We start from the raw sequence: 24,126 nt of genomic DNA on the forward strand, positions 1-24,126 counted from the left end.
ATTTCATGCGTTATGCAATTGCTTCACACCAACACGTTACGTATTTAAAAGAAAAACCCAATCAATGATGTGACTGGGATTTCCTAAGCTGAAACTATACTTCCTGAGATACTATTTCCTACTTCATTTCCGGTATTACTCGAACTTCCCGATTCATTGCTGAACTACATAATGGACATGTTGGTTCCTCGGCAAAACTGAATGACTCTCTCATCCAACCTTGGCAATCGTCACTCGTACATGACCATACGTTTGTTTCCACCTCTGGAACCGGCTCTCTTGGTCCGCGAGAAAATGACATGATAGCATCCCCTTTCCTTCTACACTTCTTATTATACTCCTTTTTCAGCGTCAATGTAAGAGCATCTAGAACGAATAGACTATGTTGACTGCTTTACGAGGTTTTCAAATACTTCCAATGCTTTTGGTTGGAACTCATGATAATTTTTAATGATTGAAAATTTTCGCTCTATCGGTGTACCCTCAACGAAAAGTTTTTGGATTTTTTTCAGCTTTCTCTCCTTTGTAAATGTAAGGTTGGAAAGCATACTTATACCAAGGCCAGACTCAACACCCTCTTTAATCGTTTGTGTGCTTCCGAATGTCAAAATTCTTTTTGGCTCGAAATTACTTCGTTGAAAAAATTCCTCAAGCATTTTTCTAGTTCCAGAACCTTCTTCGCGAATAATCCATGTTTCATTTTCTAAATCTTTTATAGAAATACACGCTTCCTCTTTAAAGGATTGGCCTACCCCAGCAATTATATACATTTCATCGGTTGCAAATTGTTCGATTGAAACCTGGTGATGTGTAAAATTTCCCTCAATTAATCCAATATCAATTTCATGCTGTACAAGCTTTGCTCCAATATCATCTGTATTACCTATCGATACGGCAGGAATTATGTTTGGATAATTCTCTTGCAACTTCGCTAAAAATCTCGGAAGAACATATTCACCAATTGTGTAGCTAGCACCTATTTTTAATTCACCACTTGGATCATTTTTTAAATCAGAAACAAGAATCTGCATTTGATTATAATTACGTAAAATCTCCTGCGCATACTGATAAACAAGCTCACCAGCCTTGTTCAGTTCAACAAATTTATTACTACGTTCCAAGAGGCGAACACCCAGCTCTTTTTCTAGGGACGCAATATATTGACTTACCGCTGGTTGCGACATATGCAATGCCTCGGCAGCTCGTGAAAAGTTTTTCCGTTCGGCTACTTCCTTAAAAACAATCAAATGCTGATCCAATAGATTGTCCTCCTCTTCTTATTCTATGAATTGATACAATGCTAAAGAACAATTGTTGTAATTCCCTATAATAATCTTTTCTTATTATGACTATTGTAATTATTTATTTCCCTTATTATACTACTGAAATTATAATTGTGTATAGAATAAAGAAAAGAGGAATGAAAATGAGTACATTAACAAACAAATCCGACTATTGGAAAAAGCTTTTGTTAGGTATCGGGTTTACATTTATTTTTGCTTTGCTTGGGTATTTACTTTCTTTAATTCCTGGGTTAAATCGAGTTGGCCCATTAGCTTGTGCGATTCTTTTAGCAATTATCTACCGTCAAGCTTTCGGTTATCCAGAGTTTTTTCGAAAGGGAATTGAGTTTTCATCAAAGTATTTACTACGTTTAGCAATAATTTTATATGGATTAAAATTAAACATTGATGTTATCTTTCAAGATGGACTTGGATTGCTTGTAAAAGGTGCGATAACCATTGTGTTCGCTATTTTAATAACCGTGTACCTTGCAAAACTTTTTAAAGGCAACGCTCAAATTGCATTATTACTTGGTGTTGGAACCGGAATCTGTGGTGCTGCTGCTATTGCGGCGGTTGCACCTATAATGAAGGCAAAGGAAGAGGATACAGCAATCAGCATTGGGATTATTGCATTAGTTGGAACTGTTTTTTCTATTATCTACGCATTATTGTTGCCAATTCTTCCAATCACTGATGTGCAATACGGTATTTGGTCAGGATTGAGCTTACATGAGCTTGCGCATGTTGCACTAGCTGCAGACCCTGCTGGTGAAGAAGCACTTGCTTTTGGCTTATTAGCGAAACTAGGGCGTGTATTCTTATTAGTACCATTATGCTTTGTTATGATTTTTTGGATAAAAAACCGGAAGTCTGCTGATGGGTCGGATAATACAAAAGTCAAATTCCCAATGTTTTTATTAGGTTTTATCGCAATGAGTATTTTGGGAAGCTATGTTCTTGGAAATGCAATTCCGGTAACAGATGGTGTTATGAATGGAATCAGTATCGCTACGACTTTCATTCTAACCTCCGCTATGGTTGGACTTGGTCTAAATGTTAGCTTGAAAGATGTAAAAAGCAAGGCACTCCGTCCGTTCTATGCAATGTTGATCGCATCTGTACTGGTTTCTGTATTGATGTATTGGATTGCGGGAATATAAGTTAGCTATCTAGGAAAAAGATTTTACTATCATACAAGCGGAAAAATAAAAGGGAGCTGCATGAAATGCAAACTCCCTTTCTTTAAGTTCATTATCCTAACACAAATTTCTCAATCGCCTTAGCAACACCATCATTATCATTCGTATCTGTTTCATAATTTGCTACTTTTTTGATTGCTTCTTGAGCATTCCCCATCGCAACTCCTACACCAGCTTCTTGAATCATTTTGATGTCATTTAAACTATCACCTACTGCCATTACTTCATTCATCGTGATGCCGATTTTATCACATAGGAATTGCAATGCTCTCGCTTTACTGACGCCTTTTGGATTTACTTCAAGATTGGTTGGCAATGAGTTCGTTAACTCAAGCTCTTCATACTTGGAAAGCTCGGTAATCATAATATCCAATTTTTGTTGTTCTTCTGATTGGCAACCAAATTTCAACCATTCATAGTCCTTGAAGTTATCCGGTGCTTCTCCCCGAAACACGCCACTTGTAGAAATCATCCACATTTCTACCCCAACCTGCGTACCGAGATTATACAATTTCTCAATTAATGCTGTCTCCAGTAAATGTTGATCCAATAGCTCTTTTTCCACTGTCCATATTTGTCCACCATTGGCAGTTACTAAGTATGATTGCAGCTGCAATTGCTCCGCATATGGATAGCATGTATGGAACCCACGTCCTGTGCTCAGTACAACGTGAATCCCTTGATCCAAAGCCTGCTTTATCGCTTTCTGTGTACGAGCTGATACCTCATGATCACTTGTTAATAATGTCCCATCCATATCTAGTGCAATTAACTGAATAGCTTTCTTTTCTACTGTCATTTACATGCTCCTTTTTTTTACACGGTTTGTCTTTTCCCCTGTCTATCCTTCTCGAAAATTCTCGTCGTAAGGAAAGGAATAAACAGTAATACAATTACAATGATGAATAATAAATGGATATTGTAAAAATCAACAATAAATCCACCAAGAACAGGTCCAATCATCCTGCCCAATGCTGCAATACTATTGACAATCCCTTGATAAAATCCACTACGCCCTTTTGGTGCAAGCTTGTTTGCAAGTGTTGGAATGGCCGGCCACACGAGCACCTCACCAACTGTTAAGATAACCATCGCAATAGCAAACATGGCAATAGCAAAGGAACATATCAGGATAGCAGTACCAATATAAATGTGCTGCTTTGGTGATGTTATTCTATCTGTAAACCATTTTACCAGAGGTTGGGCCAGAACGATAAGAAAACCATTTATTGCCCATAAGGAACTGTATTGCTCAAGCGGAATTCCAATCGTTTGTGTATGTGAAGCAATTGTTGACTGCCATTGACTATACGCAATCCATACAACTAAAAAGCCACTACATAAAATAAGTAAAGCGGTAAACGCTGACCTATTTTGTATTTTAGCGCGCTGCTCGACAATGGACGTATGCATTTGACGATCCTTTGACTGATCCATACCTTTAAAAGTAAAGAGGACGATAAGAAAAAATAAAATGAAAACAAGTGCATTTGCAATAAAAATATAATCAAATGAATAACTTGCCACATAACCACCAAGTGATGCTCCAAGTGCTACACCTAAGTTCTGCGCAACATAAACAGCATTAAATGCTCGACGACCACCGTCTGGCCATAAGGATCCAGCCATCGCAAACATAATTGGCCAGGTCATTCCATTTCCAAATCCAATGATAATTAACAAAATGGAGTATGCAACGATACCATGATTAAATGCTAGAATAACGGAGGCAATCATTGCAACAAATGTACCTGCAAGGATTGATTTATATGCACTGTATTTATCGTAGAGTGCGCCACCAAGTAAATTCCCTACAATGGATGCACCTTGATTGAACATTAAAATGAACCCAGCAAAAGCAAGACTTTTACCAAGTTCATTATGCATATAAATTGTATTTAGAGGCCATAGAAAAGAGCCACCAGTAACGTTGATTGTTGTCGCAATCACTAGCAGCCAAATATACCTAGGCATATTTATCATCTTCCTTCATTCATGATTAACTAGAATAGTTTAATCCATTTCAGGGCGCAACGCAATACTTAATAGCAGTTTATTTCCTGAGAACCGTGATAGAAATAAGGTAGTCAAACGAGCCAACAATCAAAAGGATAGATAATAAATAAAACAATATTTTAATCGTCTTATTCTTCAGCTATTTTTATCATAAACAACCGATTGCGATTTGAATTCCTTTTACTAAATCTGCATTAGACCAACTTGGTATATCTCGATCCACCGCTAATGAATGGGAGGCAGGAATATGAATAAATCCTGATGGCACTTTTTGACCTTGTTCCTCAAAATACTGTAAGCCATGGTACATGACATTATTACAAAGATAAGCTCCTGCTGTGTTTGAGATTTCTCCCGGAAATCCATGCTTTTTTAACGCCTCTACCATCTCATAAATTGGTAGAACCCCACTGCTTTAGCTGTGGGAGTTATCAGGAAGGAGTTGCAGTAATAGGATGAAATTATTATTGACAGGATTTGAACCTTTTCTAAATAACGCGACCAATCCAACAGAAATGATCGTAAATGAATTACATGGTCAAATAATAAAGGTTATCAAATTATCGGTGAAATTTTACCGGTAGAATTTAATAAATCTGGTAAGCAATTCATTGAATTGTTGAAAAAGCATCAGCCTAATGCTGTCATTTCACTTGGTTTAGCAGCTGGGCGTGATCGGATTACGCCGGAACGAATTGCGATTAATTGTAATGATGGTCCAGTTGATAATCTCGGATATAAGCCGAGTGGGGAGAAAATCTTTGAAGAGGGACCAGATGGCTATCCCAAGAATACGCATCCGTCAAATAACCAGCAACAACCCTCCCAACCATACCGCCAAGCGCATTACTAGCAATGTATAATGCTGTTGCAATTCCGACACTCGAGCGATTGATTTCCTCATTTAAATAAGCAAGAGAGGCTGCCGGTAATCCAGCTAATGCAAAGCCTTGAATAAACCGCAAGAGTACAAATAGATAAAATGAATCCAACAGCGGGATCAAGAGAAATGGAATGACTGATCCAATTAAAGAATACTTAATAATGGCCACTCTACCAATTCGGTCCGAAAAAAAACCAAGAATGATTAATCCAATAATCAAACCAACAATTGTCATCGATAAGGTTAGTGTTGCTTCAGATACGGACACATTAAATTCCCTTACAAACAATGGTAAAAGTGGTTGTACAACGTAAATGCTAGCAAACACAAAAAAGGATGCAAATGCTAGACTTAATGATATTTTCCAAAAATGGTAATCCCTTATATGATACTTCTGCTGCTCCATCTTATTCCACTTCCAATGCACTTCATTATGCTAGCGATTACAACAATTACTATAGCATAATTTATGCAAAAATTAAAAATTATAGTTATAATCAATGACATACGATGCACGCTATCTATGTGATATTTCCTAGGAAATAACAACTTAATAAAGTAAAAAATGAATTAATCCCCATTTATTCCCTCAATTCTGAACTATACTTCTTCTTCCTATTTCATTGACTATTAACAGAAACTTTTATACGATAAACCTATTAGTTTGTTCGCTAAACAAATCAATGATAGCGTTGTTATTTTTTTGAAAAATACTACACTACGTTATAGAACAACTAATTGTAAGCGGATTAGTGAAATTCATTTTTAGGAGGAAAAATCATGGATTGGATTATGAATAACATGCCGATTATCTCACTCGTAATTGGTGTTGCTTTACTATTGTTTTTAAATATGAAAGTGAAGCTTAATAGTGTACTAGCTCTTATTATATCAGCAATATTAGTTGGACTTTTAAATGGCATGCAACTTACTGCGATAATTGATACGATTAAAGCTGGTTTAGGAAGTACGCTTGGAAGTTTAGCATTAATTATTGGGTTCGGTGCTGTTCTCGGTAAGTTAATGGTTGATTCGGGTGCTGCACAACGTATTGCTTCCACACTGTTAAACAAATTTGGTGTTAAAAATGTTCAATGGGCACTCATTATCGTCGGTGCTATCTTCGGTATATCGGTTTTCTATGAGGTTGCATTTATTATTCTAGCTCCACTCGTAATTAGTATTGCGATAGAAGCTAAGGTACCATATATGAAACTTGGAATCACAATGGTAGCGGCTACAACTTTATCTCATAGTCTATTTCCACCTCAACCAGGACCGACAGCATTAGTTGAAGCTTATGGTGCGGATATGGGAATGGTCTATATGCTTGGTATTGTCGTCTTTATTCCAGCAGTTATTGCGGCGGGAATTATTCTACCAAGACTTATGAAAGACCTTGATCGTCCCGTTCCACCACTGTTGGAAAAGCCAAAGGAATTTACAGATGATGAAATGCCAGCGTTTGCAACAAGTGTCATCATCCCGCTAATTCCTGCGATTATGATTTCTGCAGCTACGATTATAAATATGTTTATTAATGAAGGTACATTTCTTCATGACCTAATCAACTTCCTAGGCAGTGCGGAAACGAGTTTACTACTTGCTGTACTTATCGCTACTTACGTATTTGGTCTGCGTAGAGGACGTACAATGAACGAAGTAATGGATTCCTTCTCCGGTGCTATTAAAGGCATTGCCATGATTATCTTTATTGTTGGTGCTGGTGGTGCATTTAAGGAAATTATTCTTGATTCAGGTGTTGGCGATTACATTGCTGGCATGATGGAAAATACGGTTGTCTCTCCATTAATTATGGCATGGTTCATTACAGCATTAATTCGTATCGCTACAGGTACTGGTGTTGTATCTGCAATTACTGCGGCTGGTATTGTAGGACCTTTAATTACAACCTTTGATGTAAGCCCTGTCTTAATGGTATTAGCAACTGCAGCCGGAAGTAACACGATTACACATGTGAATGACGCGTCTTTCTGGCTATTTAAAGAGTATTTTAACCTATCCATTAAAGATACGTTCAAAACATGGTGATTATTATTATTCACAACATCCATTGTTGGATTAGGCGTTGTATTACTATTAGATCTATTATTCTTTTAATCAAAAAAGAGGACCGTGTTCAAAATCACAGTCCTCTTTTTTGATTTAGTTTTCCTCCATTACTGCTTCTTGTAGCTCATTGGTTTCACTCAAATTAACAATTTGTTCGAGATCAAGTAAAATGAGCAGGTGATTATCGATTTTAGCAACGCCCTTCAAAAACGTTTCATGAACCCCAGCAATCAGTTTTGGTGCTGCTTGAATTTGATTATCTTCAATATCCTTTACCTCTGTCGCCGCATCAACAATTAATCCAATTTGCATAGCTTGAATTGAAACCACCAAAATACGCGTATTATTTGTTATCTCTGTATCTGCGAGCATTAGTCGTTCTTTTAAGTCAATAACTGGAGTTGTTTCGCCGCGCAGTTCGGTAACTCCTTTTATAAACTCTGAAGTTCGTGGAACCTCTGTTATTTCTTGAAGTCTTTCGATAGAAATAACTTGTTTCACGTCAACACCAAAGGATTGATTGTTTAATTTAAATACAATATACTTTGTTGCTTCAGCCACTTTACATCCCTCCACACTACTTAGGCATTAATTCATTTGGATCTATAATTAAGGCAACTTCTCCATTGCCTAGAATCGTTGCACCAGAGATAGCGAAAACATCCTTTAAATAATTTCCTAGTGATTTTAATACAACTTCTTGTTGTCCGATAAAGGAATCAACAATTAGCCCAGTGAGTTTTTCCCCTTTTTTTACAATAACAATGGAGTGCTCTTTACTTTCTTCTAATTCCTCGGATGGTACTTCAAAAACAGCTGCTAGTGAAACGAGTGGAACTACTTTCCCACGGAAATCCATAACCTTCTTCCCATGTGCGAACATTATTTGTTCTTTATCAAGGATGACTGTTTCTATAATTGAGGAAAGTGGAATTGCATAGATTTCCTTTTGTACATTCACAAGTAGCGTTGATATAATCGATAGCGTAAGTGGCAATTGAATCGAGAACACACTTCCTTTACCAGGCTGTGACTCAATTGCAATTTGACCGCCTAACGATTCAATTTTATTTTTTACCACATCTAAACCAACACCACGACCTGAAATATCAGATACTTTATCAGCTGTACTAAATCCAGACGAAAGTATCAAATTAGCAACTTCATCTTCTGTTAGCAAACCTGCTTCAGCTGGTGTGATTATTCCATTATCAATTGCTTTTTTCTTTACCTTTTCATGATTGATTCCAGCACCATCATCTTCAATTTCAATGAAAACATGGTTACCGCTATGGAACGCTCGCAGTGTCAGTTTCCCTTCTTCTGACTTTCCTGCCTGCTTCCGTACTTCTGGTAGTTCAATGCCATGATCGACCGAATTACGAATTAGATGAACTAAAGGATCACCAATTTCATCAATTACTGTACGATCAAGCTCTGTATCTGCTCCAATAATCTCCAGGTTAATATGCTTCCCTAAATCCTTTGCAAGCCCCCGAATCATCCTCGGGAATCGATTAAATACTTGCTCAATCGGTACCATTCGCATTGCTAAAATAAGACTTTGCATATCGCTTGAAACACGACTAATATGTTCTACTGTATCAGTTAGTTCCTGGTTATCCATATCTTCAGCAATTACTTCCAATCTGCTCCGGTCAATGACAACCTCTTCAAATAAATTCAATAGATTATCAATCTTTTCTAAATTGACACGAATTGTTTTGGAAGTATTATTTGCTACAGTTGGGACACTTTTTTCAGTAGTTGCTGCTGCCTCTTCCTTCGCTATTGGTAAATCTGGCTTTTCTTCTACAATAGATTCACCCTGCTGTTCTTCAGGAACAACTGAAATTAAACTCTCCATCTCAACATGCTTTACTTCTGATACGTTGCTAATAATCTCTTTGACCATCTCTGGATCTACTGTTGAGAGGAAAATCATTGAAAAGCTTTGTCCGAAGTTTCCCTCCTCAATTTCTTCAACGGCTGGACTGGTATGAATAATTTCTCCGCGGCCTTCCAATGATTCAAAAACCATATAGGCACGTGCGCCTTTTAAAATACATTCATCTGTTAATTCAACTGTTATACGGTACGGTGAGAACCCTTGATCTTTGGCTTGTTCAACAATCGTCACTTGGAATTCATCGAGTCCAAGCATTTCTGTTAGAACCGTGTTTACTTCTTCGACGGTGGCGACTTGTTCAATTTGTATATCTGACTTTCCATTTTCAATTTGATCGAGACGATGAACTAATTCAGAAACATCTTTCTTTCCATCATTTCCCTCTTGGATGGATCCTACCATGTCTTCTAAAGCATCAATCGCTAAAAAAATGACATCAATAATAGTCGTCGTCACATTCAATTTATGGTTGCGGATCATGTCTAATACATTTTCCATTTTATGTGTTAGTGAAGCAATATCTTCATATCCCATTGTTGCAGCCATTCCTTTTAACGTATGGGCTGAACGAAAAATCTCATTCACTAAATTCAAATCCTCGGGTTGCTTTTCTAACCGAAGAATATTGTCATTAACTGCCTGTAAATGCTCTCGGCTTTCTTCCAAAAATACTTCTAAATATTGATCCGTATCCATAAGGGCATTTCCTTTCTATTTCCATTTTGTCAATTTAAAGTTGTATAAATTCTACCATGATTTTGAGAATAGTTAATTGCTATACATCAAACAATTGTCGTTTTCTTATATAGGTTAAAGTTCCTATATTTTATATCGACAAAAAACACGATTTATAAAGAAGTATTTTAGGAATCTAGCAATTCTGCCAAGAGGATTAACAGAAAACGAATTTATAGTTTTCAATCTAACAGTAAATAAATATCTAACTTCCCTATTTTTTCAAAGACTACAGACAGTTGCAATGCTTTTTCATAGCCTGATAAAGCAGTGCTCCCTTGCATAATAGTTGGCGCTGTTATATCTGTTTTAATTCCATTTTGTATAATTGTAGTAGAAAGGTTACCTGCTAACATATTCCCTAGCTCACCACTAAAGGAAGCAAGCATCTCTCCTTCCACCGCCATTCCAAACATTGCTTCACCTATTGCACCAAAAACAGACGGGTCACCTGCAAGAATTAGCTTTCCTTTCACATCTCCTGTAAATCCAATTAAAACGCCAAAATGGAGAGATAATGAAGATCCCACTAAAGTTGGCTTTGCTATTTCAGATTGAATTGGAATGATTGATTTCAAAGATGTATTCATTCCATTTAATAAAAATACAACCGAACGATTTCGCTCTTCTTTTGTTAATACCATTGGGCACCACCTAATTATTTAATTTTTCAAAGAGTCCAAATGACTAGTCAAAAAGAACTATTTACTATTAATACTTTATCTATATCGGAAAATATATGAGATATTGTAGCAATCCAGCTCTATTTTTAGGAATAAATTTTTAAAACAAGAAAAAAGGAGCTAAACACTTGTAATTTAGCTCCCATGCTGGGTTTAAAACTTTTATTAAATAGGACAGATTTTTCTCTATCTCATGCTCCTTTTAAAGAATATACCATTTAATTTTCCATATTAATCTCATAGTTAGGTAAAATCAGAACCTCGACCCGTCTGTTTTTTGCTCTGTTTTCTTTACTTGTATTTGGAACAATTGGGTTATATTCTCCAAACCCCTTTGCACTGAAAAGTGTTGGGTCAAGCGCTTCATTTTCTAAAACAAGACGCATGAAGTTAAGTGCACGGGTAACACTTAGCTCCCAATTGGATTCATATTGAGAAGTACCAATTGGCACATCATCCGCATGTCCACTGATTACAATCTGATGCGGAGGCTCCGTGTGAAGCAAATTGGATACTTCTTGTGCAATTGTTATTCCGTCTTGCCTGACTTCAGCACTTCCTGAATCAAAAAAAACATCATTAACGATTGTAATTAATAACCCTTCTTCTGTGAGTTCTGTTCCAAACGCATCGACTAAGTTATTTTCATAAATATAGTTTTGGATTGTCGAATTTAGTTCCTCAAGATGTAGAAGTTCACCCTCCCCATCCGAAATCGTTTCCTCCATTTCTTCTTCCGGATCTTCTTGATTCTCTTTTTCAAGTTCTCCAGAATCAACTGGTGTCTTGACTGGAACCTCATGATTCTCAAGAATCCCGCTGCCTCCTCCAGAAAACTGATCACGAAATACACCTGAAAGCTGTTCGTACTTTTGTACGTTTATATCACTCATTGCGAACAATACAATAAATAGAGCAACTAGAAGCGTTAATAAATCAGAGTAAGGGAGAAGCCACGATTCATCAATATGTGCTTGCTTCTTTTTCCTCCTTCTACTCATCTGAATTCACCTGTTTCATCGCCGCTAATTCTTTGGAAGAAAGCAGTGAACCAAGCTTCTCTCGTACAATCAGCTGGGAATCGCCAGTAGTTATAGAAAGAATTCCTTCTACCATAATTTCCTTTTGTAGTACTTCTTTTTTTGATTTCTCTCTTAACTTATTTGCGAATGGGTGCCATAATACATATCCAGTAAAAATTCCTAATAATGTCGCAATAAAAGCCGCAGAAATAGCAGCACCCAACGCTTCTATATTCGACATATCACCAAGGGCCGCAATTAAACCAATAACCGCACCTAGTACTCCAAGAGTTGGGGCATAGGTTCCAGCCTGCGAGAAAACGGCAGCCCCTTCTTCGTGTCGCTGTTCCATCGCACTAATCTTCTCCAGCATAATATCTTTGATGAAATCTGGTGACTGTCCATCAATTGCCAGTTGCAACCCAGATGCAAGGAATGGATCTTCCACTTCATTTACCTGCTGTTCCAACGATAAGATACCTTCTCTACGTGTTTGATCTGCCCAGCTGCTGAACATTTCAACTAATTGCCTCGTATCTGTTTTATTCGTTTCCGTAAATAAAATTTTAAATAAAGTAGGTACATTTTTAAGCGTGCTCGTTGGAAATGCTATTGTGACAGCAGCAACTGTCCCTAGTAAAATGATTAATAGAGCAGCAGGATTTATCAGCGCTGTAACGCCTACCCCTTTTAGCACCATTCCAACTCCAACTGCAATTAATCCTAATATTAATCCAATAATTGATGTTTTATCCATAGTTGACCTCCTGATAAATCTATGATCTTATCACAATATTGTTAGATTCATATAAACTTCTATATTTAATTATCGGCAAATTTATAGAGTAATGAAGGAGTTTGTTGAATGTAAAATATTTAATTTATGGAGAGAGATTTAAATGGAGATAACCTTTTGAATAAGCAATAAATTAAAAGTAGCTTCCCCAATTTATAAGGGAAGCTACTTTTATTAGTTGAGTAGGTTCTTCTCTACTTTTCCATCTTTCATTACAATCTGAACTGTATCATTGTTAGCAAGTGAGGAAATATCGTCTAGCGGGTTACCTTTTACGATAATAATATCGGCTAGTTTTCCAGCTTCAATTGTTCCAACTTTGTCTTCCCATCCGAGACATTCTGCAGCTGTTTTTGTAGAAGCCACAATGGATTCCATTGGTGACATTCCGATTTCTGTCATTAGACCCAGCTCGCGAAGATTGATTCCGTGCTTCACAACACCTGCATCTGTTCCCATTGCAATTTTCACCCCAGCTTGATAAGCTTTTGCAATACTTGCTTTATGAATTTCAATAACTTCTTTTGATTTTTGTACAGCGGTATCAGGCATACCTACTTCCTCTGCTGTTTCTAAAACACCAACCGGAGCAAGTAACGTTGGTACGAGATATGTACCTTTTTCAAGCATCAATTCAATTGCCTCATCATCCAGAAAGATTCCATGCTCAATCGAATGTACTCCAGCTCTTACTGCATTTTTGATTCCTTCTGCACCTTGCGCGTGTGCCATTACCTTTATACCTTTTCTAAATTTCCCTTCCTCCACAATTGCTTCTAATTCCGCTTGAGAAAATTGCGTGAATTCGGGGTGGTCTGTTGCACTTGTTACACCACCAGTTGCATGCACTTTAATTACTTCTGCTCCCGCACGCAGCATTTCACGTGCTTTCTTACGGACCTCTTCCACGCCATCACATTTTCCATTTGGCATCCCTGGATAACCAGAAGGTAAAAGATCCATATCTCTACCAGAAACAGTATATCCATCGCCATGACCGCCGGTAATCGTTAGTGCATTAATACTTAACTGTAATCTAGGTCCTGCGATAAGACCTTCATCAATTGCTTTTTTTACTCCTAAATCTGTTCCAAGTGCATCACGAACAGAGGTGATACCTGCCTGCAATGTTTTTTCCAAGTATTTTGCCGCCTGGTAGTACATAAATGAAAAAGGAGTTGCAAGCCTATCAGCAGCCGAAGAGAACTCCAGCATCATATGAACATGCGTATCAATTAAACCTGGCATTATCGTTCCGCCTTGTGCATCCACAATCGTTTCGTTACCTACTACAGTATATTCATTTTCAGGGCCAACGTATTGAATACGATTATCTTCAACAACAACAATTGCCTCCTGTTGGGCTTCTCCACCATTCCCATCTATCAACAATCCATTTTTAATTATTGTTTTTCCCATTCTATTTCCCTCCGACGATTTCTATAATGTTTGAACTAATATTCCTGCGATGACAACTGATGCAATGGTAACGGTCGTGAACCCACCAATTAACATCGGTGTCAGTATTTCATTAAAAATGGTTTCTTCTTCCTCTTTATTCCGTGCGATACTTCTGCTTACTTCTTCACAAAGAATATAGTCAGCCGGAAATCCAAATAATGCTGTTAAAGCAACAGGCATTCCTTTATATGGATGCCACTTCAGCAGCTTCGAAACAATAAATCCTCCTAATGAAATTCCAAATGTACCAAGCAAAAGCAAAACAATGATGCTCGGCAAGTTGTTTATTACATCCTGTGGACTAACATCAGCCATTGTTCCAATAACAACAAAGATAATTGCAATCATCGTTAAATTAAATGAATTTGCTTTTTCCAATGTTTTATGTTCAAAGATACCAAGCTTCAACCCTGTTACACCAAAGGCAAGACACCAAAGACTGTAATGGATTGGTGTTACTTCACCTAGTGCCATACCGATTGCCGCTCCAACAAATACGAAGAATAATTTCAAGGTCATACTTGATTTTATTGGACTCTTCTTCGCTGTTTCCTTTGCAGTTGTTTGCTTCGTCTCTTCCATTGGCTTAAATGTTCCATTATCTATCTGCTCCTGAATCGTAAACGCATATTTTCGTAAAAAGTATTGCGCGAGTGGCATTCCCAATAATCCTTGAAATGCAACAATCAACGCCGGAATAACGACTAAGCTCGTCAGTCCAATCTCTGTTAACTTTTCAGAAGTGATAATAAGTGCTACTACTCCTCCGCTGAGCGGACCAATTCCAGCTACCGCTGTTGGATAGTCAAAGAGAAATGTGACAATAATCAATACAAGTACACCAGAAACTGTAATTCCTCCTAGTGAAATTAATACAGCTTTATACTGGGTTTTTAAAACGGAAAAAGGAATCATTGTTCCCATGTGTAAAATCGCAGGACCAACTAACATCGCCCCTAAGGCTGCAAATTGTGATGTTGCAAGTATATCTTTAGGGAATATTCCTGTCCAAATACAGATCAGATACCCTACCATTGCTGTAAGCAGCATTGGAATTCTTGCTTTGGAGACGATCGAAAGCCATTCCCCCAATGCAATTAATGCAAAGATAAGTGTCGTGGCTATTAGTGGATTACTTAGCATAAAAAAGACCTCCTGTGTCTAAGATGAATAGTAGTATTATTGTGAAAATTCACTCTGTGGTAGTAGGTCCTCAATTTGCTAACAACCAACGTTTAGAGCAATTTAGGTTATTATAAACTTATTACCTCTCAAAAATCAATACAATATCTGAAACTTTTGTCGAATTTCGTCATGTGTGCGCTATCATTATTTAAACTCAACTCGAAATTCTCTTCTACTACTAAAATAGTAGCGTAACATAAAAATGGAGAGTTAAAATTAACTCTCCACCCTCCATTTGAGCTCTATAAGACTCAATAATTTACACAGTTACACGTGCTTTCATTTCTCCAGAGTCATTCTTGCGCTGTTTCTGAATATACCAAACCCCGAGAAGGAGTAATAATCCAATTAAACTAATAATCAAATCAGGTACAATGAGCATAACACCTGCAATAAACAAAATCAGACGCTCCCATGAATAGGATTTTCTTATAAAAAATCCAATGACAGCGCTACTGACCGCAGTCATTCCGATAATCGCTGTCATTAAAGAGATAATGAGACTTACTGGTGTAATATCCTGTAACAAAAGAATTGGATTGTAGATGAATATATATGGGATAATGAATGCTGCTATGGCTAGTTTCACAGCTGTTACGCCCGATTTAAATGGATTTGCTCGAGCGATTCCAGCACCAGCATATGCGGCCAAACAAACAGGTGGAGTAATGTCTGCAACAATTCCAAAGTAAAAGACAAACATATGAGCTGCAATCGGTAAAACACCAAAATCATTAATTAGAACAGGCGCTGCAATGGTTGCTGTCACGACATAGTTAGCGGTTGTTGGAAGACCCATTCCTAAAATAATACAAGCTACCATAGTAAATATTAATGAGAAAAATAGTATGCCACCTGATAACGCAATGATACTTGCAGCAAATTTTGCTCCCAAGCCTGTAATACTTACAACTCCAGCAATAATCCCTGCCGTACCAACTGCCGCAATTACTGGTAACGCTACTCTAGCACCCTCCTCTAGAACACGGATAACTTTTTTAAAATTCATTCGTGTATCTTTTCGGACTAAGCTAACTAGAAATGCGGTAAGAATCCCCATTAAAGCTGCTCGTTGCGGGGTAAAGCCAACCATGATCGTCCCAATAATAACAATTAATGGTAATAGCATGTAACCATTACGTAACATTAACTCTTTAAAAATAGGCAGTTGTGCTTTCGGTAACCCGATAACCCCTATTTTCTTTGCCTCAAAATGGGTCCCTATAAAAATTCCTGTAAAGTATAATACAGCTGGAACAATAGCCGCCACCATAATGGTTCCATAAGATACTCCTAAATACTCCATCATAATAAATGCTGCCGCTCCCATTATTGGTGGCATGATCTGCCCACCTGTAGACGCTGATGCCTCTGTTGCTGCAGCAAATTCTGGCTTAAAACCAGATTTTTTCATCATTGGAATTGTAAATGAGCCAGAGGCAACTGTATTTCCGACCGAACTTCCTGAAACCATTCCTTGAAGCGCACTTGCTACAACAGCTGTCTTAGCGGTACCACCTGTGAACCTCCCTGTTAAAGCAAGTGCAATATCATTAAAAAACTGCCCTATCTTCGTATGCACCAAAATAACGCCAAAGAAGAGAAATAGGAAAATGAATTTCGCTGATATCTGAATTGGTGTACCGAAGACACCACTTTCCTTATACCATAAATCTGTCGTGATTCGATCCACGGAAAATCCCGGATGTGATAACATTTGTGTTGGCATAAAATCTCCAAAAATTGCATATAGAATCGCTATACTAGCTACAATAACAATTGGTAACCCTACTGTTCGACGAGTAGCTTCCAATAACAATAGAATTCCAAGAATAGAAATAGTTATATCGCTTGTACCATATCCAGAAATACGACTTTGAAGTATCGAATCAAAGAATATTATTTTATGATACGTTACGTAAACTGCAGTAAATGCTAAAACTACATCATACCACGGAACGGATCTTTGCTTTTTTTGTAATCCTTTTTTTGCAGGAAACAGTAAAAACATAAGACCAAGTGCGGTTCCTAAATGGATTGCTCCTTGCTGTTGAGATGGAAGTGTTCCAAAGTACCCTGTATATAAATGAAATAGAGTAAGTGCTACGCCTAAAAAAGTAACGACCCAAGTCCATTTTCCAATATTCACACGGAAATTACTCTCTCGATCATATTTTTCTAAAATTTGTTTAGCATCTAGTTGGGAGTTTTCCTTCATTCGATCACACCCCTTTATATAATAGTAAGAAAAGGGTCTTGGTTTTATCTTAAGACCCTCTTCTATTTATATCTTTATATGTGTAGCATGTGAAAAAAAGATAGAGAAAGGCCATTTTACAGCTTACTTTAATTCATCTAAGCTAGTGATACCAGTGTTTTCTCGTGTAACAATTTGAACAACTTCAGGGTAAATATGTCCGATAAAAGCTGCATTTGCTACTTCATTTCCTTCAAAATCGCCTTCACTATTTACTGCATCCAGTGCCGGAACATGAACAGTCATTCCAAGGTCCATATTCCCATCACGAATACTGGCTAAGTTTTCGATAGAGGCACCTGTTTCTGTATTCGTAACATTTAATCCTTCAATATTCTTATTCCAAATTGTCGCTATTTCTCCACCGAGTGGATAATAGGTTCCCCCCTGACTACCCGTTCCCAAAATTAAATCATTCTTGCGTTCCATTGCACCTAGTTCTGCAACATCGTTATCTACTGTCAACCCTTGTTCTTCATAATAACGCTTGGCACCAGGATGAATTGGTAGGCCTTCCGCTCCTTGCAGTGCATTCTCCAACGTCATATGCACAGACTGTGCATGTGTATTTTCACTTGCATTTTCTACCATACTTTTCGCAAGTTCATATCCGAGCTCTTCATCAATTGAATCTGTATTTGCTACTAATACAGCAAATGCAGTTACAGTCTCAATGTCTTCATCCATAAAATCATACGTATCCTGTGGAATGGTGTAGCGCATATAGCCACTCTTTTCTTCTATATAGGTAATCGCATCGTCTGAAAGACCAATCATTTTTACGTCACCAGCCGACGCTTGCAAACTTTCAATATTACCAGCGGGCAAACCTAAAATACCAATGGAAACATCAATGTTTCCATCTTGTACGCCATCTGCCGCATCTCCAAATCCTTCTTGATAGGCACTATAGTCACTATCTTCAATTCCGTAGGCTTCCAATATTAATTTGGATACGGCATTTGTTTCACTCGCAGGCGGACCAATTGCAATATTCGTCCCTCCACCACCACAGGCTACAAGTAGAAATGCACAAAAAACTAATGTAAGCGGTAACAAAATTGCTCTTTTTAACATTCCGTTCAACCCCTCATCTTGTTTTATTTGTTCGAATCTTCATAAACACTGTGTTTATTTCCAATGTTAGCCAAATCTTACACCAATTATATATTATTTCAGAAAAATTTCAATATTTATTCAACATATACTACTTGTTTAAAAGTTAATCTCTAACTATACTAGCAGCCAGATGCATATAGATTCGACTGCTAGTTGTAGATAGATATGATATAAACTTTATTCACTGCTGGACTGATTTTACAACTTTACTTCCCATTCTAAAAATCTTTTGAGGAAAAAGGAAGAAACAATTTTATTCCTCGCTTATTGACCGGAAGAAACTTACTATCGGCAACTAGATGACTGATATAACCAGCAAGACAAGCATAGAAGACGCCTTCGATTCCAAGCGAATCCTGCAGATTAGAAGCAATAAATCCAAAGAATACAGCTCCTATAATGGAATGTGTATAGCTCCGATGGGAAACGAAAGACGCTATTAAAATGTAAATCCCAAGCAACATTAGCCACTTCTCTTGTAACGTAATACTGCCTGCAAGAATACCAATCCCTGTAATGATTAACATATGTCTTTGCTTAATCAATGCTGATAATAGCATCATGGCTAAGCCAATACCAATGCCCAAATACCGATCTGCCGCCGTTCCCTCATAAAGACTATACATAATCATTAATGCACCGATTAACTGAGCAGCGGATTGAATTACTTGATGAGAGAACGTTATTTTGCTTCGGAGTTTCCCATCGATATCCAAATCAGGCATTAATCCCGAAACGCCTCCAAGTCCTACGAAAAGTAATGTCGTCGCTGGAGATGATGCAAATTGGTTTGCAACGACAAAGCCTGCTCCAGCTCCAATTGCAACATGTGCTGTTCCATTCATGTGATATACCACCTCTATTCCTAATTTATGTGGTATTTTTTAGAAAACTTGGCATTCGTTAAAGGAATTCTTAGAACGCGTTCTTTGCTTTGGAGTGCAAGCCTTTTGACGAATGCCTTAGTTGCACTTATGCAGATAGTTAAGCTTTTATGGTTTCTATCTGCCAAAACACCAAGCTCTATTTTACACAAAAATAACTAAATGTGTGTGTTATGCAAACAAAATCGACAAATTTAATCAAATTGTTAAATCTAATTCCAATCTTTTTTCCACCCTTATTTTTTAATCATACTATTTCCCTAAAGACGAGCATATATTTTACCATGCCAACATTTGTTTTTATGATACTATTATTAAAAAACGTCTGCTTAAGGGAGGAATTCTATTGAAAGTTTTAACATCATTTTTTGACAGATTAGTACAACGTTATTTACCAGATGCATTTTTATTTGCTATTATTTTAACAATCTTTGTTTTTTTGTTAGGGGTATTCTTTACGAATAGTGGTCCAATGGAGATGGTAACGCACTGGGGAAATGGATTTTGGGATCTCCTCGCATTTGGAATGCAAATGTCCCTCGTTGTTGTGACTGGATACATTCTAGCAAGTACCCCAGTTGTGAAACGCTTTTTAGTAAAGCTTAGTAGCTTGGCAAAAACGCCAGGGCAAGCGGTTATGCTTGTTACCTTTGTGGCTTTGGTTGCTTGTTTAATAAACTATGGTTTTGGACTAGTTGTAGGGGCATTATTTGCTGTACACGTTGCAAAAAGAGTGCCAACAGTCGTTTATCGAATTCTAGTTGCCAGTGCTTATAGCGGGATGCTTATCTGGCATGGTGGTTTCTCTGGATCGGTACCACTTCTCATTGCTACTCCAGGACACTTTTTAGAAGATACAATGGGATTAATTCCTGTCGTGGATACATTGTTTAGTCCCTTTAATATTTTTATCGTGGTTACGCTATTAATTACATTACCGATTTTCAATCGTTATTTATTAAAAGGTGCCGATCCACTTCGTACAACAAATGCTTCACTATGGAAAGATGAATCGAAAGAAGCCGAGAATGCAACGGTTGTTCAACCAACAACACCTGCTGAACGATTGGAAAATAGCCAAGTTCTTTCAGTCCTAATCGGTTTGATGGGATTGATATTTGTAGGCTACCATTTTGTTACAAATGGATTTGACTTGAACATAAATATTGTTAATTTTATTTTCCTTTTCTTAGGGATTATTCTACACAGAACACCTCGTCGCTTTCTTGATACTGTAAGTGATGGTGTTAAGAATGCTGGGGGCATTATCGTCCAATTTCCATTTTATGCGGGAATCATGGGAATGATGGCCTCATCTGGTTTATCTGAACAAATTTCATTATGGTTTGTAGACTTTTCTACAGAATATACATTGCCACTCTTCACGTTTATCAGCGCAGGAATTGTAAATATTTTTGTACCATCTGGTGGTGGACAATGGGCAGTTCAAGGACCAATCATGATCCAGGCAGCACTTGAAATTGGCGCTGATACCGCAAAGACAGCGATGGCAGTTGCTTGGGGAGACGCATGGACAAATATGATCCAACCCTTCTGGGCCCTACCAGTTCTTGCTATTGCAGGACTAAAAATTAGAGATATTATGGGATTTTGTGTAATGATTTTAATGTTCAGCTTTATTCCAATTGCACTTGGCTTTTTACTATTTTAATAACAGCCCCGACACGCTACACACGTCGGGGCTGCTTTAGTTGTGCTACGGTAATTCCAGTAATAATTAACATAAAACCGATCATCATACTAAAGCTCATCGTTTCATTTAATAAGAAACTACTAAACAATAGCCCAAATAACGGGACAAGCAAGGTTGAAAGTGTTGCTGTTACCATATCCACAACACTAATAATAACAAACCAAACGAAAAAACAAAGTGCAGATGCCAGTATCCCTGTGAATAGGATATAATATACACTGTCTGCATTTAATTGAATGGGTTCTCCCCATTCCATAAAAAGCGTAACAAAGAAAATGACGATTGTTCCAAACAACATCTGAAATGCTGTTGCTTGTAGTTTCGATAGGTGTTGCACATGTATACGATAATACACATTCGATATCCCCCATGATATGGCAGCGATAATGATTAGTAGTTCTCCAAATATGACATGGACATCCTGCCCCATCCAGATATCTCCACCAAGAATCGCCAAAAGTCCAAGCATCCCAATTAGCAAACCAGCTAGCTTGGCTGGAGTAATCTTTTCATGCAAAAATTTAACTGCCAGGATACTGCTCCAAATAGGCATAGAATAAAGCAATACAGATGTTTTTCCAGCGTCGACAAATTTTAACGCGAACATAACAAGAAGAAACACTATCGCCGTCTGTAATAAACCAACTACAATGAGATGTTTCCATGATTCTCTTGGAGGAAATCCGACTTTCAGAAAGAACACCATTAATAGTAGTGTCACCGCTCCTATACCAAAACGAAAAGAAGAAAACGCAAACGGTCCCATATAATGGAGAGATTCCTTCATTAATACCCATGCATATCCCCAAATAATCGTTATCGTTAGTATCAAAATCCACAAAACATATTTATTTTCCTGTAGCTTTTCTAAAAGTTTTTCCACCATTGTCCCCCTTGCTCCCCATTTCAAATAATCCTTACAGTTTATGCTAGCAGAGACAACAGTAAGAACCAAGAAAAACGTCTACGATCGATGTTAACCACTATCAAAATTCAAAAAAAATAAGCCTGCATCCGCACGCTTTTTAGCTAATTGCTTTATAGTTTGTTGTGTTGTCTCTCGCCTTGCTCATCATACATTGAAGCACTTGAGCAAGTCTTTCATCCAGATTCTGCGCATTTTGTTCTAAGCCAAGGATTGTTATCTCAACATCATTTATTTCAGATTCTAATTGATTAAATAATTGATCCATATGATAGCTATTTGCTTGTATATCTTTAAGATCCTCTAATAACAATGTGATGGCCACCAACAACTCGTTAATCATTTCCTGGGTCAACACATCCCCTCCTATATTGCTATTTTAAGCCATTCGTGCACCATTTCACAAGTGTAATTAGTATGAATTTAAGATATTTAAATAGGTATTATTATCTGTACAAATTTGAGACAATGGAGCTAACATGAAATGTACAGTCGAAATGAAAAGAATTAGGATTCCTAATGTTTGTAGGAACCCCATTTTTTCTAAACTAAACACTCTTCCATCATTTGATTTAAATTTTCTGCGGACACGGAAATTGTAACTGCTGATTGCTCAATTCCTTCGATTCCTTGTTCAAATACTTCAAGGTCGCCTTGAATTGTTTCATTGCTTGACTTCGATTTATCCATGGTATCATCAATTTTTTGGAACGCAGCTTCTGTACTTGCCATCTGCTCCTTCACATTCGTTAAAAATTGTTGTACTTCTTGTAAGGAGGAAGCGCTATTAAAAATTTGCTCATTTGTTAACGTAACGAGATCTGTTACGTTAGTCACAGAATTTCCAGTTTGCTCGGCAAGCTTTCTTACTTCTTCAGCTACTACTGCAAATCCACGCCCGTGCTCTCCCGCTCTCGCTGCCTCAATGGATGCATTTAATGCTAAGAGATTTGTTTGGTCTGCAATCGACTTCACCATTTCAATAATGTCTTTTATCTGGGTTGATGTATTTTCTAAATTTGCCATATCTTCGTTTACCTTAGTTGTACTTTTTTGCATATTTTCCAAGGATTGATTCATGACAGTCAAACGAGACTTTCCTTCTGCGGCAGCTTCCTTCGCTTCCTCTGCAAATTCTGTACCTGCTTTTGAACTCATTGTAATGATATTTACTTGAGCAATCATTTCTTCAATCGAAGCTGTCGTTTCTTCAGCCAATGTAGCAAGCTCCGTTGAGTTTTCCTCTAATGTTTGAACCATGTTCATTTTTGCTTGTACATCTTGATCCTTGATTCGCATTACTTCTTCATCATATGCCTCTAACACAATTTGCTGTTCCAAGTTTAGCAGCTTATTTATGACCTTAATCGCAAGAATTTGATCTGCCGTATTTTCGAAATTTTTCTGTACGATATTTACCAGCCCATCAAAGAGCTTTTGAAAAGATGCAATATACCATTTCTGTGTAAGTCCAATTTTCACATGGATATGTGCGATTATCTTTCTTCTCTTGATAAAAGAATCATTCATCTCGCCAGAAAACATTTCAACAATATGGGTACGTAATGTCTTTTTCAGCCTTTCGATTGAACTGTTCTTTTCAATGATTTCAATCAACCCTGGATTGTATTCTAAATTTTTATAAAATCCGTCAACAACTAACTGATTATCAGCCTCAATATAAGGCCTTAGCACCTGTGCAATCGCAAAATCTTCCCTTGAAAAATCGAGCATTTTTAACTGTTTTTCCAAATCAGATCCTGTTTCTATTTGTAGTTTCGGATCCATTTGGTTACTCATTTCAACTAAAACAGCATTATTTTTTTGTTTCTTTCTTACAAACATGTTGAGCCCCCTACTTTCTACCCATGCTTTTAAACTTAACCTTTATATCGGCTATGAAACGAGTTATGTTTAGACTAAAAGTTGGAAATAAAAATCGCCTCTCCATCGTGAGAAGCGATTTTTACTATCGGATT

General features: G+C 37.4%; 22 protein-coding genes and 1 pseudogene. 4 read left to right on the top strand and 19 right to left on the bottom strand.

The genetic code is table 11. The features are described 5' to 3' along the window. Positions 1-118 precede the first annotated feature (118 nt). Together F1560_RS04110 and F1560_RS04115 are read right to left on the bottom strand one after the other, a co-directional pair. Positions 119-301, bottom strand: coding sequence for a cold-shock protein (locus tag F1560_RS04110; RefSeq protein ID WP_149473375.1), 183 nt, complete (start codon positions 299-301; stop codon positions 119-121). A 79-nt stretch (positions 302-380) separates the two neighbouring features. Then, on the bottom strand, positions 381-1,259 hold the full coding sequence (locus F1560_RS04115) for a LysR family transcriptional regulator (RefSeq protein ID WP_149473376.1): 879 nt from the start codon (positions 1,257-1,259) through the stop codon (positions 381-383). A 167-nt stretch (positions 1,260-1,426) separates the two neighbouring features. Between F1560_RS04115 and F1560_RS04120 the strand changes: the two genes are divergently transcribed. Then, the gene (locus F1560_RS04120; protein ID WP_245347800.1) at positions 1,427-2,446 is read left to right on the top strand and encodes a YeiH family protein; all 1,020 of its coding nucleotides are present in this window, start codon (positions 1,427-1,429) and stop codon (positions 2,444-2,446) included. A gap of 91 nt (positions 2,447-2,537) precedes the next feature. Here F1560_RS04120 and F1560_RS04125 read toward each other — a convergent pair whose 3' ends face one another. The 3 genes from F1560_RS04125 to F1560_RS04135 all read right to left on the bottom strand — a co-directional run bounded on the left by F1560_RS04125 (position 2,538) and on the right by F1560_RS04135 (position 4,898). After that, positions 2,538-3,284, bottom strand: a complete 747-nt coding sequence (locus F1560_RS04125; RefSeq protein ID WP_149473378.1) for a Cof-type HAD-IIB family hydrolase — start codon at positions 3,282-3,284, stop codon at positions 2,538-2,540. 17 nt (positions 3,285-3,301) lie between these two features. After that, the gene (locus F1560_RS04130) at positions 3,302-4,459 is read right to left on the bottom strand and encodes an MDR family MFS transporter (RefSeq protein ID WP_149473379.1); all 1,158 of its coding nucleotides are present in this window, start codon (positions 4,457-4,459) and stop codon (positions 3,302-3,304) included. 190 nt (positions 4,460-4,649) lie between these two features. Beyond that, positions 4,650-4,898: a pyroglutamyl-peptidase I family protein gene (locus F1560_RS04135; protein WP_281292624.1), complete on the bottom strand. Its 249-nt coding sequence runs from the start codon at positions 4,896-4,898 to the stop codon at positions 4,650-4,652. A gap of 118 nt (positions 4,899-5,016) precedes the next feature. Between F1560_RS04135 and F1560_RS22635 the strand changes: the two are divergent. Beyond that, a pseudogene (locus F1560_RS22635) lies at positions 5,017-5,225 on the top strand (pyroglutamyl-peptidase I family protein); the annotation flags it as partial. On the opposite strand, the gene F1560_RS04145 reads toward F1560_RS22635, so the two are convergent. Continuing rightward, the gene (locus F1560_RS04145) at positions 5,203-5,790 is read right to left on the bottom strand and encodes an MFS transporter (RefSeq protein ID WP_149473381.1); all 588 of its coding nucleotides are present in this window, start codon (positions 5,788-5,790) and stop codon (positions 5,203-5,205) included. The pseudogene F1560_RS22635 and the gene F1560_RS04145 sit on opposite strands and share 23 nt — an antisense overlap. A 374-nt stretch (positions 5,791-6,164) precedes the next feature. Here F1560_RS04145 and F1560_RS04150 point away from each other — a divergent pair, with 374 nt between their 5' ends. After that, positions 6,165-7,436: a gluconate:H+ symporter gene (locus F1560_RS04150; RefSeq protein ID WP_149473382.1), complete on the top strand. Its 1,272-nt coding sequence runs from the start codon at positions 6,165-6,167 to the stop codon at positions 7,434-7,436. A gap of 114 nt (positions 7,437-7,550) precedes the next feature. On the opposite strand, the gene F1560_RS04155 is transcribed toward F1560_RS04150, so the two are convergent. The 10 genes from F1560_RS04155 to F1560_RS04200 all read right to left on the bottom strand — a co-directional run bounded on the left by F1560_RS04155 (position 7,551) and on the right by F1560_RS04200 (position 19,469). Beyond that, positions 7,551-8,018 carry a chemotaxis protein CheW gene (locus F1560_RS04155; protein ID WP_149473383.1) on the bottom strand — a complete coding sequence of 156 codons (468 nt, stop codon included), beginning with the start codon at positions 8,016-8,018 and terminating at the stop codon, positions 7,551-7,553. A 16-nt stretch (positions 8,019-8,034) separates the two neighbouring features. Next, a complete protein-coding gene (locus F1560_RS04160; RefSeq protein WP_149473384.1) occupies positions 8,035-10,062 on the bottom strand; it encodes a chemotaxis protein CheA in 2,028 nt (675 codons plus the stop codon). 221 nt (positions 10,063-10,283) lie between these two features. Beyond that, on the bottom strand, positions 10,284-10,745 hold the full coding sequence (locus F1560_RS04165; protein ID WP_149473385.1) for a chemotaxis protein CheX: 462 nt from the start codon (positions 10,743-10,745) through the stop codon (positions 10,284-10,286). 257 nt (positions 10,746-11,002) lie between these two features. After that, entirely contained in the window at positions 11,003-11,785 is a 783-nt protein-coding gene (motB, locus tag F1560_RS04170; RefSeq protein WP_149473386.1) for a flagellar motor protein MotB, read from the bottom strand. Beyond that, a complete protein-coding gene (motA, locus tag F1560_RS04175) occupies positions 11,778-12,563 on the bottom strand; it encodes a flagellar motor stator protein MotA (RefSeq protein ID WP_149473387.1) in 786 nt (261 codons plus the stop codon). Before motA ends, motB begins: the two co-directional genes overlap by 8 nt. A gap of 213 nt (positions 12,564-12,776) precedes the next feature. Then, a complete protein-coding gene (locus F1560_RS04180) occupies positions 12,777-14,021 on the bottom strand; it encodes a metal-dependent hydrolase family protein (RefSeq protein ID WP_149473388.1) in 1,245 nt (414 codons plus the stop codon). A 21-nt stretch (positions 14,022-14,042) separates the two neighbouring features. Continuing rightward, positions 14,043-15,206, bottom strand: a complete 1,164-nt coding sequence (locus tag F1560_RS04185) for a hypothetical protein (protein ID WP_149473389.1) — start codon at positions 15,204-15,206, stop codon at positions 14,043-14,045. A 301-nt stretch (positions 15,207-15,507) separates the two neighbouring features. Next, complete coding sequence (locus F1560_RS04190; protein WP_149473390.1) at positions 15,508-17,466, bottom strand: TRAP transporter permease; 1,959 nt, start codon at positions 17,464-17,466, stop codon at positions 15,508-15,510. A 123-nt stretch (positions 17,467-17,589) separates the two neighbouring features. Then, positions 17,590-18,582: a TAXI family TRAP transporter solute-binding subunit gene (locus tag F1560_RS04195; protein ID WP_149473391.1), complete on the bottom strand. Its 993-nt coding sequence runs from the start codon at positions 18,580-18,582 to the stop codon at positions 17,590-17,592. A 260-nt stretch (positions 18,583-18,842) separates the two neighbouring features. Continuing rightward, positions 18,843-19,469: a metal-dependent hydrolase gene (locus F1560_RS04200; protein ID WP_149473392.1), complete on the bottom strand. Its 627-nt coding sequence runs from the start codon at positions 19,467-19,469 to the stop codon at positions 18,843-18,845. A 385-nt stretch (positions 19,470-19,854) separates the two neighbouring features. On the opposite strand from F1560_RS04200, the gene F1560_RS04205 reads away from it, so the two are divergent. Continuing rightward, the gene (locus F1560_RS04205; RefSeq protein WP_149473393.1) at positions 19,855-21,180 is read left to right on the top strand and encodes a short-chain fatty acid transporter; all 1,326 of its coding nucleotides are present in this window, start codon (positions 19,855-19,857) and stop codon (positions 21,178-21,180) included. Positions 21,181-21,196: 16 nt separating this feature from the next. Here the strand turns inward: F1560_RS04205 and F1560_RS04210 are convergent, their stop codons facing one another. The 3 genes from F1560_RS04210 to F1560_RS04220 all read right to left on the bottom strand — a co-directional run bounded on the left by F1560_RS04210 (position 21,197) and on the right by F1560_RS04220 (position 23,992). Then, complete coding sequence (locus F1560_RS04210) at positions 21,197-22,105, bottom strand: DMT family transporter (RefSeq protein WP_246811905.1); 909 nt, start codon at positions 22,103-22,105, stop codon at positions 21,197-21,199. 142 nt (positions 22,106-22,247) lie between these two features. Then, entirely contained in the window at positions 22,248-22,502 is a 255-nt protein-coding gene (locus F1560_RS04215; RefSeq protein WP_149473395.1) for a hypothetical protein, read from the bottom strand. A gap of 188 nt (positions 22,503-22,690) precedes the next feature. Continuing rightward, complete coding sequence (locus F1560_RS04220) at positions 22,691-23,992, bottom strand: globin-coupled sensor protein (protein WP_149473396.1); 1,302 nt, start codon at positions 23,990-23,992, stop codon at positions 22,691-22,693. Between the last annotated feature and the right edge of the window lie 134 nt (positions 23,993-24,126).

The organism is Oceanobacillus polygoni (assembly GCF_008304605.1).
Classification (GTDB): domain Bacteria; phylum Bacillota; class Bacilli; order Bacillales; family Amphibacillaceae; genus Oceanobacillus; species Oceanobacillus polygoni.

Coding starts and splice junctions, on each gene's coding strand:
- F1560_RS04125 (WP_149473378.1), bottom strand. CDS start 3,284: ATGACAGTAGAAAAGAAAGCTATTCAGTTAATTGCACTAGATATGGAT.
- F1560_RS04220 (WP_149473396.1), bottom strand. CDS start 23,992: ATGTTTGTAAGAAAGAAACAAAAAAATAATGCTGTTTTAGTTGAAATG.
- F1560_RS04150 (WP_149473382.1), top strand. CDS start 6,165: ATGGATTGGATTATGAATAACATGCCGATTATCTCACTCGTAATTGGT.
- motA (WP_149473387.1), bottom strand. CDS start 12,563: ATGGATAAAACATCAATTATTGGATTAATATTAGGATTAATTGCAGTT.
- F1560_RS04180 (WP_149473388.1), bottom strand. CDS start 14,021: ATGGGAAAAACAATAATTAAAAATGGATTGTTGATAGATGGGAATGGT.
- F1560_RS04190 (WP_149473390.1), bottom strand. CDS start 17,466: ATGAAGGAAAACTCCCAACTAGATGCTAAACAAATTTTAGAAAAATAT.
- F1560_RS04185 (WP_149473389.1), bottom strand. CDS start 15,206: ATGCTAAGTAATCCACTAATAGCCACGACACTTATCTTTGCATTAATT.
- F1560_RS04200 (WP_149473392.1), bottom strand. CDS start 19,469: ATGAATGGAACAGCACATGTTGCAATTGGAGCTGGAGCAGGCTTTGTC.
- F1560_RS04110 (WP_149473375.1), bottom strand. CDS start 301: ATGTCATTTTCTCGCGGACCAAGAGAGCCGGTTCCAGAGGTGGAAACA.
- F1560_RS04120 (WP_245347800.1), top strand. CDS start 1,427: ATGAGTACATTAACAAACAAATCCGACTATTGGAAAAAGCTTTTGTTA.
- F1560_RS04145 (WP_149473381.1), bottom strand. CDS start 5,790: ATGGAGCAGCAGAAGTATCATATAAGGGATTACCATTTTTGGAAAATA.
- F1560_RS04165 (WP_149473385.1), bottom strand. CDS start 10,745: ATGGTATTAACAAAAGAAGAGCGAAATCGTTCGGTTGTATTTTTATTA.
- F1560_RS04195 (WP_149473391.1), bottom strand. CDS start 18,582: ATGTTAAAAAGAGCAATTTTGTTACCGCTTACATTAGTTTTTTGTGCA.
- F1560_RS04160 (WP_149473384.1), bottom strand. CDS start 10,062: ATGGATACGGATCAATATTTAGAAGTATTTTTGGAAGAAAGCCGAGAG.
- F1560_RS04130 (WP_149473379.1), bottom strand. CDS start 4,459: ATGCCTAGGTATATTTGGCTGCTAGTGATTGCGACAACAATCAACGTT.
- motB (WP_149473386.1), bottom strand. CDS start 11,785: ATGAGTAGAAGGAGGAAAAAGAAGCAAGCACATATTGATGAATCGTGG.